This is a genomic window from Salibacter halophilus (assembly GCF_008806325.1).
In the GTDB taxonomy this organism is placed as follows: domain Bacteria; phylum Bacteroidota; class Bacteroidia; order Flavobacteriales_G; family Salibacteraceae; genus Salibacter; species Salibacter halophilus.
This window is the reverse complement of the sequence record NZ_WACR01000005.1, coordinates 195,024-209,897: the sequence shown is the minus strand read 5'-3', so window position 1 is coordinate 209,897 and position 14,874 is coordinate 195,024. Positions and strand designations below refer to the sequence as shown.

Here is a 14,874-nt window from a genome sequence, read left to right as displayed (position 1 = left end):
ATTGATTTGATTTTAGAGTAAAGGGTGCCGTTATTGGCGCCCTTTTTTGTGTCAATCATCTTCAATCAACGCGACAATAGGCTTGAGCGTTTCGCTGTATTGCATAGTGACTTTCAATATCCCGAGAACAGGGATAGCCAGTATAATTCCGGTTATACCGAGTATTTGTCCGCCCACGATTAATGAAACCAATGCAGCGAGCGGATTCACACTGATTTTTCCCCCCATTATTTTAGGCGTAATGAAGTTCCCTTCTAGAAACTGAACAAATGCATAAACGGCAACAACTCCCACTGCATACCAGGCAGAGTCTTTCGTAACAAGTGCTATGAGGAATGGGAAAAAACCGCCAATCAGATTTCCAAAATAGGGGATTACCGTTAAAATAGCGGAGAAAATGCCGAAGAAAAGCGCGTATCTAATTCCCAGAATAAACAACCCAACAGAGTTTAATATCGCCAGTATCAGTATTACAATAGAAAGGCCTGTTACGTAATTTTGAATTACTCCTTTTAATTCATTTGTGCGCTCACGTGCTGTGTCGCTATTCTTCCATAAATGCGAAAGAAACTCTGAAAAACGCTCTTTGTAGAGCATGATTAAGAAAACATAAATTGGAATTTGAATACCGATACTCGTAATAGAAGAAACCTTGGAAATGACATTAGAAAAAAGCGGAGCAGCTTTACCCAAAGCATTTTCCCAAATACTCAAATCCTGAAGGTACCCAACACCAATGAGAGACTCTATTTGTTGAACTGTAGAGTTAAATAAACTCGTAATTTTTTTCTGTATTGAAGGTAAATCCTCAATCAGCAAGTTCATTTGATAAATCGTGTAAGTGATAATTCCGCCAATAACAATTGTTGCAGTAAGCAAAACCAGAATTATAGCGAATATTCGACCGATTTTGAGCTTTTCAAATTTCCTCAATAGCGGATTTAATACAATTGAAAGGAGAAGTGAAAAGAGTAGTGGAATCAGAAATGCTTTAGAAGCAATTACAAAAACCACAATAAAAGTCAGTACAATACTGATGTGACTGTAAGTTTTTACTCTTTCGCGAAACTGATTTGTCATGTGCTCAATTTTGGGTGAATAAAAGTAAATAAACTCCTACTATTGTAACAGTCTATCGGTCAGATCCACGATCAGCTTGCTAACAAACCCAATTTCAATGAAGTACACAGAAGAAATTACCATTGACTTACCGCGAGAAAAAACTGTTGAGTTGTTTTCAGATCCTGAATCGATGAAGAAATGGATGAGCGGACTCAAAGATATTAAAGTCATCAGTGGGTTACCCGGAAAAAACGGTTCAAAAACTGAGCTCGAGTTCGAGATGGGGAGTAGGCTCACTACCATGACTGAAACAATACAGGAAAACAACCTTCCCGATTCATTTCATGCTAAATTTGAAACTCAGGGAGTTGTCAATAATCAAGAAAATTACTTTGAAGTAACCGAAGAAAGTAAAACGAAGTGGGTAACAAAACCTGAATTCTTATTCAGCAATTTCATGATGAAATTGATGGGCTGGCTAATGCCCGGAATGTTCAAAAAAGAGACGCGGAAAATTATGAGAGCTTTTAAAAGTTATGCCGAGTCTCAAAAAGATTAAAACTACCAGTTTTCCTCTTCCTCATCTAGTAACATGAGAGCCTCAGTGAGTTCGCCAATAGTCTTTTGGTCATTTTGTTTCTTGGCAACAGCTTTTCCCTTTTTGTAAATATTGATCGCTTTTTCGATCTCATCTTTTTGTTCGTAAAGATGACCGAGCGTGTAATAAGCTCCCAAATATTCAGGATCAATTTCGAGTAATTCTTCGATGTGTTTTATCGCCTTTTCGTCTTCATCGATTTTTCGATATTCAATGGCAGCAGCGTATTTGAGAAAAACATCATTCGGGTTTTTCTCAAGCATTTCAAGAACTAATTCTAACCTGTCGTGACTCATCGGGATTATTAAGGTTTAGCGTCTCAAAGGTAAAGAATAATGCGCAATTATAGCCAATCAAGAAGGACATAATGGTAAAAGGGTTAACAGTCTTTATGATTTATTGAAAGTCTGGTGAACAACATTCATTATTTCTTTTTTCCTGGGAAAGTGAATGAGTAGCAAAAGAAGTGATGCAAGCAGAATAAAAGCGTGAATCAGGTTTGCTGTGAGCAAGAATAAAATCCCTGCCCATACACCTGACACACCAAAACAACCAAATTTGACAATCAATCCTGATGTGTAAGCATCAAATCGCTCAACAACGCTTTCAATTGATTGCATATCAACTAATGTTGAAGACTCTGTCTTTTTTTGCAGAGCAAAACAAACGATAAAAATACCAATTGTGGCGAGTGATATCACACTAAACTCGAGTTGATCACTTATTGGATCGCCTGAAATACTCGCAGTGGTATTGATGTAGATAATCCATCCTCCAATTAGCGAGAGCAAAATGAGCACAATAAGGATTGAAATCCATATTGTTTTGAGCTTTTTTATTTGACTGTGCAGTTCTCTCATTTGGTCATTTGATTACGTAAAAGTAAGTAACGTTTTCGTATCATTTGAAAAACGGCTATCTTGCGAAGCTTTAAAATTACGATTTTGACTTTTATCAACTTTGGAGATATTCGCATCGAGGAGCCTGTAACGGTTCTGACAGATATTTTGGTAGCAGCAGTTGCAATGTGGGCTTTTCTCAATCTCGGGAAATCGGTGAAGTACCATCAACTGAAAAAATACTTGAGAGCTCATTTTCTTTTCCTTTCAATTGGAACTTTACTCGGTGGATTGTTGGGACATGGTTTCTTGCATTACCTCTCGTTGGCGTATAAACTACCCGGTTGGTTGTTGAGCTTGTTGAGTGTGAGTTTTTTATCAGTTGCAGTACTGAAATATACACGCAATGTGTTGAATGACAATCTGTACAACTTCATTTTTGGTTTTATCGTAATCGAGAGTATTACTGCCACAATGCTTACCGTTTTTAGCCTCTCATTTTTTTGGATATCAATACACTCTGTCATTTTGTTAATTGGAGTGTCACTGCCACTTTTAATTCGCAGTCATTTCACGCTTGTCCCTAATAAAGCACTTCGTTTTTTGGTAGTTGGCCTGGCTTTAAACGCAGTGTCAGCAGTTGTTTTTGCAACCGAAATTTCAATTGATATTTGGTTCAACCATATTGATATTAGTCACGTGATCATGGCTGTTAGTATTCCTTATTTTTTGCTCGCAGGAAAATTCATGATGGAGTCTACATCAATTGTAAATTCTAAATAGCATGAACCTCAAGAACAATCTCATCAATTTGATAGGAGTAATGGCGGTGATTTTTTTGACTATGGGAATCACCTTGCTCAATACAGAGGAGCCTTCATGGGCAGGTAATGCAAAAGCTTATTCTGGCATTATAGCTGGCCTTATCCTTGTGGCTCTTCGTTTCCTGACAAAGAGGTGGGCCCAGGATGATGCCTCCAGATCTGACCAAAACGACAAGTAAGAAGTACATTTTTTAACGGTCAGAGCCGGGAGTTTTCCAAATCCCGTTTAATTTTGCCGTATGAGTAAGAGGATGCTGAAATTGCGGTTACCCACTGATCCACGCTGGGTGAACATTGCAGAGAAAAACCTGGAAGAAATTCTGACAGATCACGCTTATTGTGAGCAAAAAGCTGCTTCAACAGCTATTTCGTTGATTGTACAATTTCCAGAGTACACCGAGTTAGTATCAAAGATGAGTGAACTGGCACAAGAGGAGATGGAGCACTTTCAGCGTGTTCATCAAATCATGGAGAAACGTGATATTCCATTAGGGAGGGAGCGAAAAGACGAATACATCCATGAACTCAAAAAGTACTTTTCAAATGGTGGCAGGTCACGCTTAGATGTGCTCATCGATAAGTTGTTGTTTGCCGCGATGATAGAAGCTCGTAGCTGTGAACGTTTTCGGGTTTTGAGCGAAAATATTCAGGATGAAGAACTCGCAGATTTTTACCACGAACTCATGAAAAGCGAGGCCGGACATTACTCGATGTTTCTTTTGCTAGCGAAAAAATATGGCGATCCTGATGATGTTGAAGAACGCTGGCAAAAATTCCTCGATTACGAAAGCGATGTCATCGCTATGTTTGGCAAAAGCGAGCGTATTCACGGATAACTTTAAGGTCGCTCGTCATTCTTCTCAAAAGCTGTAATCCTTTCTCTCCACAGTTCAGGAACTGGGGCAGACTTTTGTTCAATAGGATCAAAACAAACCAGAACGAATTTTCCATCTGCTGCTTTGATTTGCTTCCCATCTTTCAATATCCTGAACTCAAAAGAATACTCCATACTTTTAGATCCCAGCTTGATGAGGTTGAGTCCGCACTCGAGATGGTCATTGATGTGCACAGGGGAGTAGTAGTTGATCTCATTTCTGGCGATGAGAACACCAAACTTCTTCCAGTCGTGATTTTCATCGATTATTTGCCTAAAGTAGGCAATACGTGCTTGTTCTACATAACTAAAATAAACCGCGTTATTGACGTGACCCAAAGCATCTAGATCTCTGAATCTTATTTCAATAGGAGAGTAAAATGTCATACTTTTTCGTTATCCAGTTTGGCAAACTCAGAGTTCTTACTGATAAACTCAGGAACGAGTCCTTTCATAATTTTCACAAGTTCTGCAGGAGTAGAGCTGCCACTTTTTGATTCCAGTTCTTTTAAACTCGATGTAATACTTTCAATATCCTGAGGACGTACCTGAGCGATCATAATTTGAGGATGATGCGTGTTCACAGTATTTTCCTCGTTAGCAAGGAGTTCCTCATAAAGCTTTTCTCCCGGTCTAAGACCAGAGAATTTGATTTCAATATCTCTGTTGACTTCAAGTCCGCTGAGCTTGATCATCTTTTTGGCGAGATCTACAATCTTAACAGGTTCACCCATATCGAAGATGTAAATTTCACCACCATTCCCCATCATGCCGGCTTCTAAAACGAGCTGACAGGCTTCTGGAATCGTCATGAAAAAGCGGGTGATTTCAGGATGAGTTACTGTTATGGGGCCGCCTTTTTCTATCTGTTTTCTAAAGATTGGAATCACAGATCCGTTAGAACCCAAAACGTTTCCAAATCTTGTAGTGATATATTTAGTCTTATTCGCAACCTCATTTTTTGCTTGAGCGTACATCTCGGCAATTCGTTTTGAGGCACCCATCACATTTGTGGGATTTACAGCTTTATCGGTAGAGATCATTACGAATTTTTCCACTCCGTATTCATCACTGAGATCAACGAGATTTGCTGTTCCCAAAATGTTCGTTTGAATAGCTTCCACAGGAGCTGATTCCATCAAAGGAACGTGTTTGTAAGCTGCTGCATGAAAAACAACTTCTGGCTTGAATTCCTCAAAAATCGACTTGATGCGGTCATAGCATCTTATGTCTCCTATTAAAACGTGTCCTATTCCTTTTCCGTAATTTTCACTTACTTCAAGATCAACTTCATAAAGTGGTGACTCTGCCTGATCGAGCATGAGAATTTTTTCGGGATAAAAACGGGCAACCTGTCTAACGAGACCGCTGCCAATTGAGCCGGCAGCGCCTGTAATGAGGACTCTTTTACCTTTTAACTCGGCACTGATTTCTTCCTGATCAAGGCGTATTGGTTTTCGGCCTAATAAGTCTTCAATGCGTACATTTTTAATCTGTTGAACGTTGATTTCTCCGTTAATCCAATCAGTTACAGGTGGTACGTTCAGAACCTTCACCTTGTGATTGAGAGCGCACTCAACGATTTCAGACTTTCTTTTTCTCTCCAGGCTCTGAACAGCAATGATCAATTCTTCAACCTTGTTTTTACTGAGGAAATTTTCCAGTTCAGATCCGTTGATTATCAGTGTTCCCTCAAGTCGCTTTGATATTTTTGACGGATTGTCGTCAACAAATGCCAGGATGTTGTAATTCTGCTCTTTAAGTCTGTCCAGAGCTCGCTTTGTCATCAATCCTGATTCACCAGCTCCGAAAATGACAACCGGAATTTGCTCAGTGCTGGTTCTGACCAATTCCCGGTAAAGCAATTTCACTGAAACCCGCATTGCTCCCATGAGGAAGAAAGTGAGTAAAAAATCGATTACTAGAATTGAAAACGGAATGAGGTATTGTGATTCGATGTAAAAAAGAACCACATTACCCGCTGCCATGATCATGGTGCTGAGGATGGAGGCAAAGAAAATACGTTGAAAGTCGTTGAAACCTGAGTGCCTGATGATACCGGCATAAGTCTTAAAAAGGTAGAATGAGAAAGCTCTTGTTACGAGAGCAAAGGCAATACTAACCGGTAAATAATTGAATTCAGTATCTGGAATTGAGAAGTTAAACCGCAGGAAATAAGCCGTCACGATTGAGAAAAGAGCTATTCCCAAATCGATGACCAGGATTATCCAGCGCGGTGCATTTTTGTCTTCTTTGAGTAAATTCACAGATTTATTCTATTTACAATTCGAACAAAAGTAGCTGTTTTACACTTCAATCAAAGCGAATTCAATTGTAATTTTATCTTTGCAACCGCTCAAATGAAAACGAATAGCAAGGAATGAAGAATATTGCATTAAAAGGCAAGCACGAGGAGTTGGGAGCAAAAATGGTCCCTTTTGCAGGATATAATATGCCATTACAGTACACTGGGCTTACTGACGAGCACCTTAATGTTCGTGAAAATGTGGGGATGTTTGATGTTTCTCACATGGGTGAGTTTTATGTGAAAGGTCCTAAAGCATTTGATTTGGTTCAAAAAGTAACATCTAATGATGTGGCCAAACTAACTGATGGTAAGATCCAATACACTTGTATGCCAAACGGAAAAGGGGGAATCGTTGATGATTTACTCGTTTACCGAATAAGTGAAGAAGAATACCTAATGGTAGTGAATGCCAGTAATATTGAAAAAGACTGGAATTGGGTTAGTGAAAACAATACGATGGGAGCTGAATTGATCAACGCTTCTGATGATATGTCTCTTCTCGCTGTTCAGGGCCCTAACGCAATAAAAGTACTTCAGGAAATTACGGATGTAGATTTAGAGAAGGTTACTTTCTACACTTTTGTTATTGATAAAATGGGTGGAGTTGAAGATGTTATTATCTCTGCTACAGGTTACACAGGTGAGAAAGGCTTTGAACTATACTGCAAAAATGAGGATGCTGAAAAGCTCTTTGATGCTATTTGGGAAGAGGGGCAAAAAGTTGACATGAAAATGGCCGGTTTAGGAGCTCGTGATACATTGAGACTTGAAATGGGAATGGCGCTTTACGGTAATGATATCGATGAAAGCACCTCACCTATTGAAGCTAAACTAGGCTGGATAACAAAATTTGTCGATGGAAATAACTTTATTGACAGAGATCAATTGGCTCAACAGAAAGAAAACGGAGTTGATAGAAAGCTAACTGCTTTTCAAATGATCGACAAAGGAATTCCACGTCAGGGATATAAGATAATTGATGCAGACGGCAACGAACTGGGTGAAGTGACATCAGGAACTATGTCACCGAGTTTGAAAAAGGGTATTGGTCTTGGATATGTGAAGGTTCCCCATCATAAAACGGGATCTGAAATATATATTCAGGTAAGGAAGAAACAGTTGAAAGCAGAAGTGGTTAAGTTACCATTCATTAAAAAGTGACGGAGAAGTAATGTCAAAAGTTGAAGTAAGTTTTACGCCTGAGAACTATCACGTTTATGAGAATTTAGACAATATCGTGGTGGTTACTGATATTTTGAGGGCTACCTCAGCCATTTGTACGGCTTTGCATCACGGAGCTAGAGAAGTAATTCCTGTTTCAACTGTAGAAGAGGCACGTTTTTATAAAAGCAAAGGGTATTTAGTTGGAGCTGAACGAAATGGTGTGCAGCTCGAAGAATTTGATTTTGGCAACTCTCCCTACAGCTACATGAATGAACTGGAAGATCGCAGTGTTGTTTTAACCACAACTAACGGTACAAAGGCGATCAATATGGCGAAAAATTCATTCCAGGTCGTGGTAGGAGCTTTTACAAACTTCACTGCACTAGCAAACTGGCTATCACAACAAGAGCGGGATATTCTAATACTTTGCTCAGGCTGGAAAGGACGTTATAATCTGGAGGATACTTTATTTGCAGGAGCTTTGACGGAGAGACTTGAGCAAATGGGAACCGTTTCTCTCACTGAAGATTCAGCACTTTCTGCTAAATACCTTTACAATTTAGCTAAAGACGACCCTTATAAGTTTTTGATGAATTCTTCACATAGGAGAAGACTCAAAAAACTCAACCTAAAAGAAGATATCCGCTACTGCCTGTCAATGGATAACACAGAGATTATACCTGTCTTGCATGAAGGTAGTTTAGTTCCAATGAACGATCAGGTCCTTGAGGAACTTCGCCTGGCAGCTGAAACAGCTGAGGACTAGAATAGCTTTTCGATCTTTGAAGCTAAATCACGATCTTTATCCGTAATTGTATTCCCACTGTCATGTGTAGTGAGTTCTAACTTCACATTATTGAATGTATTTTGAATTGTGGGATGGTGTTGGTTTTGCTCTGCAAGAAGAGCTACACCGTTTAAAAACCTCCATGCTTCATTGAAATTTTCAAATTGCTTTTCGAGAACTAGTTTATTGTTTTCTTCTTTCCACATAACTTTCATTTTCAGCTAAATTTGAGAAATAAGAAGTAGACAGCAAAACCTGAGAGCAATAATATTCCAACGATGCTTATTATTCGTGTAATAAGTTTTGGTCTCAAATGTTTTTTAACATCCTTTGAATTAATAACACTGTAGTTCAGTATAGCAATGATTGGAGCAGTAACAAAGGAAATTGTTGTTGCCAAATCGACAAGTGAATGCATGTTAGTCACGAAGAAAATCACAATTTGAGCAGCTCCCAAAACAAGTATTATCAACCAAAATCTGTAATGAGCTTTATGTTTTAGTTGTTTTTGATTCACGAGTTTATTCGAAAGTGGAACCATCACTCTAGTAAATCCGTCCATCACGGTTAAAGAAGTGCTAAACATAGTGGTCAGAGCCGCAGTTCCAATGATCGGGTAACTCCAGTCTCCCAGCGTTTCAGTGTAAATAGAGATCAGTTGAGCGGCAAATTCAGATCCGGATGAAGAAAGTGTAACATCAGACGTGTACAGTACTTTAGCGCCAAGCAACATAAAACAGATAGCCAAAAAAGTTGTACCCCAGTAACCGACATGGAAGTCTGTACGTGCAGCTTTTACCCGCTGCGTTTTGCTCATTTTTTTATTCTTCTCAATTGACCAAATCGAGTGCCACACACTAATATCAAATGGAGCCGGCATCCAACCGATAAGTGCAATGAGAAAAAATAAATCTGTATGATTTTGCCAATCAAAAGCAGGCTTAGTAATAGAGCTTTCGCCTTGTGGACTCACGAACGCTCCTACTAAAGCTGTTACCGTTGCAATCGTGAGAAGTATTATGATGTACCGCATGACTTTATCAAGCAGCTTGTAAGAGTCCCGGAATAAAATAACGGCACATAGAATGAGAACGGAGACACTCCATTGCCAGGCAGGGAGGTCAACACCGATTATTTCCTGAGCCAGTCCGGCTGTGACAACTGTAATGGCTGCCTGCACCGTAAACATGGTTCCGACCGTAATAATAGCAAAGAGAACCAATGTCCATTTGCCCAGCTTTTCGTAACCATCGAGTAAGTTGTTACCCGTGGCTGCTGCGTAGCGAGGGCCATATTCAAAAAATGGATATTTGATTATATTGGTAACAATAACAATCCCGAGAAGCGCTATACCGTAAGATGCACCCGCTCTTGTCGATTGTACGAGATGTGAAACACCAATTGCAGCTCCGGCATATAGCAAACCGGGACCAATTGTCTTGAAAATTTCACCTCTTTTAATCACGTGGTGAAATTAGGTATTTCTAGAAAGAGTAACCAAATGCGAAATCTAATTGAGGACCAACACCTTTTTTGTAATGATTGACAAAACCCAAGTGGGCTTCATCATGACTACCGGATGCGATAGGGAAAAACATACCTCCACCTAATGCAACATCAATGAAAAAAGGAGTTTCGCTAATGCCAATTATAGTACCAACCATAACCCCTACAGAAGCCGTGCTTGCTTCCCTTGTAACAGGAACAGCCAACTGTCCCATATTATTTTCTTCGAGTGTTATTTGCTTGTAAAGTGCATATGGGGAAATATAGATAGTGCTCTCATTTTCATGCACATCATTGATGTACTTTTTAAAGTTCACTTTTAAATTAAATCCCTCAAAATAATTGTAGCCATTGTAAATACCGGCATCTTCACGGTAGTAGTATCCAGCTCTAAATTTAAGAGATGAGGTATTTGTTAAAAATCTCTCATATCCCATTACAAAACCACCTATAAAAAAAGAAACTGGCTCAATACTCATAATATTTTCTCGAGGAAACTCATTCAAGGGTTTCTCTGAGTTGACTTTTTTCTTATCATTTGAATCGTAGTAATTTTGAGCAATCACAGAAGATCCTAAAGAGATAAGAAGCAGAGTAAAAAACAACTTTTTCATATTCCTGTGGTTTGATTTAATAGATACAAAGAAAACGTTTTTGGTTGCAAAATAAAATTAGCATGATTACAATACTTTCTCCCTCCAAAACTCTGGACTTTGAAAATAACTCTCCCATTAATCAATGGTCAGAACCTAAACTAGCCGAATTTTCAGGTAAGTTGATCGCTGAGTTGAAGAAAAAAAGCAGAAAGCAGATTGGTGATTTAATGAATCTCAGCAGTCAGCTAGCTGATCTCAATTATCAACGCTATCAAGAGTGGGAGGAAAGTCCGTCAAAAGATCACTCAAAACAGGCCGTTTATGCTTTTAAAGGAGATGTTTTTCAGGGAATGGAGCCTGAAAACCTCGATGAAAGCGAAATGGAGTTCGCACAGGAACACATTTGCATTTTAAGCGGGCTCTACGGAGTATTGAGACCTCTTGATCGAATTCAGCCTTACAGATTGGAAATGGGAACCAAACTGAAAGTGAATAAAGCTAAAAACCTATATGAATTTTGGTCTGACAGACCTACGGAGTTTTTAAACGAAGATTTAAAAGGTTCTGACCATAAATATCTTATAAACCTTGCCAGTAAAGAATACTTCAAGGTAATTGATACGAAAAAGCTAAATGCAGAAATTATCACTCCAGAATTTAAAGATTTCAAAAATGGAAAGTTCAAAGTAATTGCTTTTTACGCTAAAAAAGCCAGAGGTGCAATGGCAGCTTTCATTGCTCGTAACCGAATTGATAATCCTGAGTATTTAAAAACTTTTGAGTGGGAAGGATACTCGCTCAATCACCATTTAACCAAAGATAATAACCTTGTTTTTTCAAGAGGAGAACAATAATGAGAATCATAAAAACGATACCCAACGAGAATTTTACTGTCACAATTTTCGATATGAACGAAAAGTATGTCGTGAAACTTGAAGGTGGCTCAATTGAGCAATCTTACAAGGTTAGCAAAGATGGATTTTCAGGAGTAGAAGAGTTGGAAGAAATGCTCGATGATGAATTCTATGATAATGCCATTAAGGAGCACATAGCGTTACATGATAATCTCAAAAAATCTTACGGAAGGTTAAAAAAGAAGAGCAGCACTTAAGCGTACTGCTCTTTTTCCTTCTTTTTTGCCTCTTTTTTCTCCTCAACGGAGCAGGGATAATCAAAAAGACAGTGTTCTTTTATGAAATGAGCCACTCTGGTAGGAACCATTTCTTCCCAACCTTCCTGGCCATTTTTAATCATATCCAATACATCATCGCTGTATATTGTGAGGAGCTTTTTATTCGCTGATGTTATATCCTCTAGCTGTTTGTTATCTGTTAAATACTGAAACAAACCTTTGAGCTTATCAGGTAATTCAAAATTCTCACAATTGTAAAGACCATCGTGCTCACTATTGGTGGCAGGATAAACGTAGAGTTTTACATTCCTGCCGAACAACATACCAAACGCTTCCAAAATTCCACCCTTTAAATGAGTGTAGAATTTGCGGTCAAAAATAGCTTTGAGATTGTTGATTCCCAGTATTACACCAATTTTACGCTCTCTGTTGATATTAGAGAGGTAAGTGACAAGTTTGTAGTAGCGCTGGAAATTGGTGATAATCACCGTTTGACCGAGCGAGCACAAAATATCAACGCGATCAAGGAAATCCTTTTCATCAATCTTTTCTCCCTTATTGATGAGGTTGTTGAGCGTTAATTCACTCAGAACCGTAAGGTTTTCCTTATCTACATCTTTTTCTTTTTTGAATTGTCGATAAGCACTCATAAACATATCGACATTCACGAGAGTTGGAGGACGAAAACGACCTCTCAACACGAGAATATTCTTTTTGTAAAGAACTTCTGATGCTTGTAAATTATTACCATCCGGACCAAACATCGCAGCTGGAGTTAAGCCCATTTTCACTAATTTCAATGATATGAGACGATTGTCCCAGTCTTTGAAATCAGGGCCTTCCATGTTGAACATGTCAATTTCAACACGACCGGTCGCAATACTGTCCATTAAAGATTTGAGGAAATCTTCTTTATTGTCGTGATGGTAATAACACGAATAAACCAGGTTAACACCAAGTCTTCCAACTGCTTTTTGTTGGAGTAGTGTATCGTTGTCATTGAGTTGACAGTGAAGTACACAGGTATTTGGTTCTGAATCTGGACTCAGTTGAAATCTAAGTCCCAGCCAGCCGTGTCCCTGGTTAGTTTTGTAAAAGTTTAACGTTTCAATCGTGTTGGAAAAAGCGAAAAACTTCGAGTTATCTTTTCGCTCATCGAGCTTAGAACAAATATTGTCGTAATCTTTGACGAGCATTGCTTTTAGTCGTTGCGCACTTACGTAACGCGGACTTTCACCATAAATAGAGTCGCTTATTTTCATGTCATAAGCAGACTGACTTAGCGCAATAGTTCCTGAAGATGCTCCAGCGTGAAAAAAAGTACCTGCGACTTCTTGTCCGGCACCAATTTCAGAGAAAGAACCATAGATTTCAGGATCCAGGTTGATCTTGAGCGCTTTCTCTCTTATGGTGAGTTTTCTGAAATCACTCATTTTGTTGTGTGTTAATCTCTTATGTTAGATTCTCTTTGAATTCTTAACGATCGAAAGGTACACAAAGTTCATAAGGGAGCAGAAGAATCTCAAAAAAATATCCAACTTGCTATGTTAACCTTTTTCAATCGGTTTAAGAGCTTGCCGAATAGAAATTGTCTTTGAGCATTTAAAGTGACCTTCTGGGCACGCTTTGTGGCCGTGCAGTCCGCATGGCCGGCACGTCAGTTTTTCTTCAGTTTCAACGATGTGCGAATTATCGCTGAGCGGACCAAAACCAAAAGCAGGTACAGTGCTGCAGAAAACAGCTGTTGTTGGAGCATTCATTGCACTTGCCAAATGCATTGGAGCAGAGTCGTTACAATAGTTCATTTCTGCATTTGCCATGAGTGCAGCAGATTCGAGCAGACTCAGCTTACCGGCCAAGACCTGAACATTTCGGTGTAGTGTGGTTTCGATGATCTTTTCACAGGCGTTGTGATCAGCAGGTGATCCTAATAAATAAACTTTGTAACTAGATGGTATAGCATCGATCAATGCGCTCCATTTATCAGCACTCCATTGTTTGGTGAACCAAACAGATGTTGGTGATAAAGTGATGTATTTTTCTCTCTGGAGTGGTCCAATTTTCTTTAATTCACCTTGATTGGGGTAGAGCTTAGGCTTTTCAGGCTTCTCCTGAGTGAAAGGTTTTATCAATTGATGATTCCGCTCTATTTCGTGCGTGCCATCTCCAATTTGGTGATCATATTTTTTTGTGAAAAACACAGAGAAAGGGTTTTTCGAAAATCCAATTTTCTCCTTTGCTCCTGAAAAAGCAGTCAGCAAGCCGGTAGCACCAAATCGCTGGAGGTTGATAACGGTGTCATACTTTTCGGCTCTGACCGTAGATAAAATACGCTTAAGGTTCTTGTACTTCTTTATTGTTTTATCCCAAACGTGGAGTTTTGATAAAAATGGATGGTCATTGTAAAGAGAGTCGTTGCCTTTTCTAACAAGTAAATGAATTTGTGCTTTTGGCAGGCACTTATGAATGGTCTCCAATACTGAACTCGCTAAAATTGCATCGCCTATGAAAGCAGTTTGAATGACTAGTATTTTAGGATGTGTTTTCATTGTAGGTCGAGCATCTCTCTAATCATTGGAGAGAGACCTGAAAAAAGGAATTCTACTGCGATTACCATTACAATTAAACCCATTAATCTCATCAAAACCAGGTTTCCGGTTTCGCCCAGAAACTTGACCAATTTTGTTGAAGACCAAAGGATAACAAATGTCAAAAGTAACACAACTATAATAACAATGACTAATGTAACTTTTAAGGTTACACTGTGGGCATCCTGCATTAAAATGATTCCGTTTGTAATGGATCCCGGTCCAGCTATCATTGGGATTGCGAGTGGCGTGATAGAGATATCATTGACATAAGATTTGATATCTTCTTCATTAATTTTGGTTGAAGCTAACCTAGCCTGCAACATATCCTGTCCCATCAAAAAGAAGATGATTCCGCCCACAACCCTAAAAGCGTGGATTGAGATACCAAAGAACTCGAATAGCACCTTACCACTGAATGAAAATGCAATTAAAGTTATAATTGCCGTTATGATTGCTTTACGAGCCGTTTTGGTTCTTTCCTCGGGACTGAGGTTCGCTGTCATTGTGAGGAAAACAGGCATTGTCCCCAGCGGATTGAGAAGGGTGAAAAATGACGTAAAAGCCATCAATCCAAATGACAAGGTTTCGTTCAT

The 14,874-nt window shown here is 39.0% G+C and carries 19 protein-coding genes; 8 read left to right on the top strand and 11 right to left on the bottom strand.

The window, feature by feature from the left end; translation table 11 throughout:
* Positions 1-51: 51 nt before the first annotated feature.
* Positions 52-1,080, bottom strand: a complete 1,029-nt coding sequence (locus F3059_RS07195; protein ID WP_151167681.1) for an AI-2E family transporter — start codon at positions 1,078-1,080, stop codon at positions 52-54.
* Positions 1,081-1,177: 97 nt separating this feature from the next.
* Here F3059_RS07195 and F3059_RS07190 point away from each other — a divergent pair, with 97 nt between their 5' ends.
* Complete coding sequence (locus F3059_RS07190; RefSeq protein ID WP_151167679.1) at positions 1,178-1,621, top strand: SRPBCC family protein; 444 nt, start codon at positions 1,178-1,180, stop codon at positions 1,619-1,621.
* Positions 1,622-1,623: 2 nt separating this feature from the next.
* On the opposite strand, the gene F3059_RS07185 is transcribed toward F3059_RS07190, so the two are convergent.
* Together F3059_RS07185 and F3059_RS07180 are read right to left on the bottom strand one after the other, a co-directional pair.
* A complete protein-coding gene (locus F3059_RS07185) occupies positions 1,624-1,956 on the bottom strand; it encodes a tetratricopeptide repeat protein (RefSeq protein ID WP_151167677.1) in 333 nt (110 codons plus the stop codon).
* Between the two features lie 93 nt (positions 1,957-2,049).
* Positions 2,050-2,520, bottom strand: coding sequence for a hypothetical protein (locus tag F3059_RS07180; protein ID WP_151167675.1), 471 nt, complete (start codon positions 2,518-2,520; stop codon positions 2,050-2,052).
* 60 nt (positions 2,521-2,580) lie between these two features.
* Between F3059_RS07180 and F3059_RS07175 the strand changes: the two genes are divergently transcribed.
* The 3 genes from F3059_RS07175 (at position 2,581) to miaE (ending at position 4,159) form a co-directional block, all read left to right on the top strand.
* A complete protein-coding gene (locus F3059_RS07175; protein ID WP_151167673.1) occupies positions 2,581-3,282 on the top strand; it encodes a DUF6962 family protein in 702 nt (233 codons plus the stop codon).
* A 1-nt stretch (position 3,283) separates the two neighbouring features.
* Entirely contained in the window at positions 3,284-3,502 is a 219-nt protein-coding gene (locus F3059_RS07170; RefSeq protein WP_151167671.1) for a hypothetical protein, read from the top strand.
* A 72-nt stretch (positions 3,503-3,574) separates the two neighbouring features.
* Entirely contained in the window at positions 3,575-4,159 is a 585-nt protein-coding gene (gene miaE / locus F3059_RS07165) for a tRNA-(ms[2]io[6]A)-hydroxylase (RefSeq protein WP_151167853.1), read from the top strand.
* 2 nt (positions 4,160-4,161) lie between these two features.
* On the opposite strand, the gene F3059_RS07160 is transcribed toward miaE, so the two are convergent.
* A complete protein-coding gene (locus F3059_RS07160; protein ID WP_151167669.1) occupies positions 4,162-4,584 on the bottom strand; it encodes an acyl-CoA thioesterase in 423 nt (140 codons plus the stop codon).
* Positions 4,581-6,464: a polysaccharide biosynthesis protein gene (locus F3059_RS07155; RefSeq protein WP_151167667.1), complete on the bottom strand. Its 1,884-nt coding sequence runs from the start codon at positions 6,462-6,464 to the stop codon at positions 4,581-4,583. Before F3059_RS07155 ends, F3059_RS07160 begins: the two co-directional genes overlap by 4 nt.
* A gap of 113 nt (positions 6,465-6,577) precedes the next feature.
* On the opposite strand from F3059_RS07155, the gene gcvT reads away from it, so the two are divergent.
* Complete coding sequence (gene gcvT, locus F3059_RS07150) at positions 6,578-7,666, top strand: glycine cleavage system aminomethyltransferase GcvT (protein WP_151167665.1); 1,089 nt, start codon at positions 6,578-6,580, stop codon at positions 7,664-7,666.
* A 10-nt stretch (positions 7,667-7,676) separates the two neighbouring features.
* Positions 7,677-8,435 carry a 2-phosphosulfolactate phosphatase gene (locus tag F3059_RS07145; protein WP_151167663.1) on the top strand — a complete coding sequence of 253 codons (759 nt, stop codon included), beginning with the start codon at positions 7,677-7,679 and terminating at the stop codon, positions 8,433-8,435.
* Here F3059_RS07145 and F3059_RS07140 read toward each other — a convergent pair.
* Genes F3059_RS07140 through F3059_RS07130 form a run of 3 tightly spaced genes read right to left on the bottom strand, consistent with a single transcriptional unit; the run spans position 8,432 to position 10,576 of the window.
* A complete protein-coding gene (locus F3059_RS07140) occupies positions 8,432-8,671 on the bottom strand; it encodes a 4a-hydroxytetrahydrobiopterin dehydratase (RefSeq protein ID WP_223274565.1) in 240 nt (79 codons plus the stop codon). The genes F3059_RS07145 and F3059_RS07140 overlap by 4 nt on opposite strands.
* Before the next feature lie 2 nt (positions 8,672-8,673).
* Positions 8,674-9,921, bottom strand: coding sequence for an Nramp family divalent metal transporter (locus tag F3059_RS07135; protein ID WP_223274564.1), 1,248 nt, complete (start codon positions 9,919-9,921; stop codon positions 8,674-8,676).
* Positions 9,922-9,940: 19 nt separating this feature from the next.
* Positions 9,941-10,576: a hypothetical protein gene (locus F3059_RS07130; RefSeq protein ID WP_151167661.1), complete on the bottom strand. Its 636-nt coding sequence runs from the start codon at positions 10,574-10,576 to the stop codon at positions 9,941-9,943.
* 62 nt (positions 10,577-10,638) lie between these two features.
* Between F3059_RS07130 and yaaA the strand changes: the two genes are divergently transcribed.
* Positions 10,639-11,412, top strand: coding sequence for a peroxide stress protein YaaA (gene yaaA, locus F3059_RS07125; RefSeq protein ID WP_151167659.1), 774 nt, complete (start codon positions 10,639-10,641; stop codon positions 11,410-11,412).
* Positions 11,412-11,669 carry a hypothetical protein gene (locus F3059_RS07120; RefSeq protein ID WP_151167657.1) on the top strand — a complete coding sequence of 86 codons (258 nt, stop codon included), beginning with the start codon at positions 11,412-11,414 and terminating at the stop codon, positions 11,667-11,669. Before yaaA ends, F3059_RS07120 begins: the two co-directional genes overlap by 1 nt.
* Here the strand turns inward: F3059_RS07120 and F3059_RS07115 are convergent.
* The 3 genes from F3059_RS07115 to F3059_RS07105 all read right to left on the bottom strand — a co-directional run bounded on the left by F3059_RS07115 (position 11,666) and on the right by F3059_RS07105 (position 14,874).
* On the bottom strand, positions 11,666-13,123 hold the full coding sequence (locus F3059_RS07115) for a TonB-dependent receptor (protein WP_151167655.1): 1,458 nt from the start codon (positions 13,121-13,123) through the stop codon (positions 11,666-11,668). The two genes, F3059_RS07120 and F3059_RS07115, sit on opposite strands and share 4 nt — an antisense overlap.
* Positions 13,124-13,237: 114 nt before the next feature.
* Positions 13,238-14,239: a glycosyltransferase family 9 protein gene (locus F3059_RS07110; protein WP_151167653.1), complete on the bottom strand. Its 1,002-nt coding sequence runs from the start codon at positions 14,237-14,239 to the stop codon at positions 13,238-13,240.
* Positions 14,236-14,874, bottom strand: a complete 639-nt coding sequence (locus F3059_RS07105) for a MarC family protein (protein WP_151167651.1) — start codon at positions 14,872-14,874, stop codon at positions 14,236-14,238. The genes F3059_RS07110 and F3059_RS07105 overlap by 4 nt, the downstream gene beginning before the upstream one ends.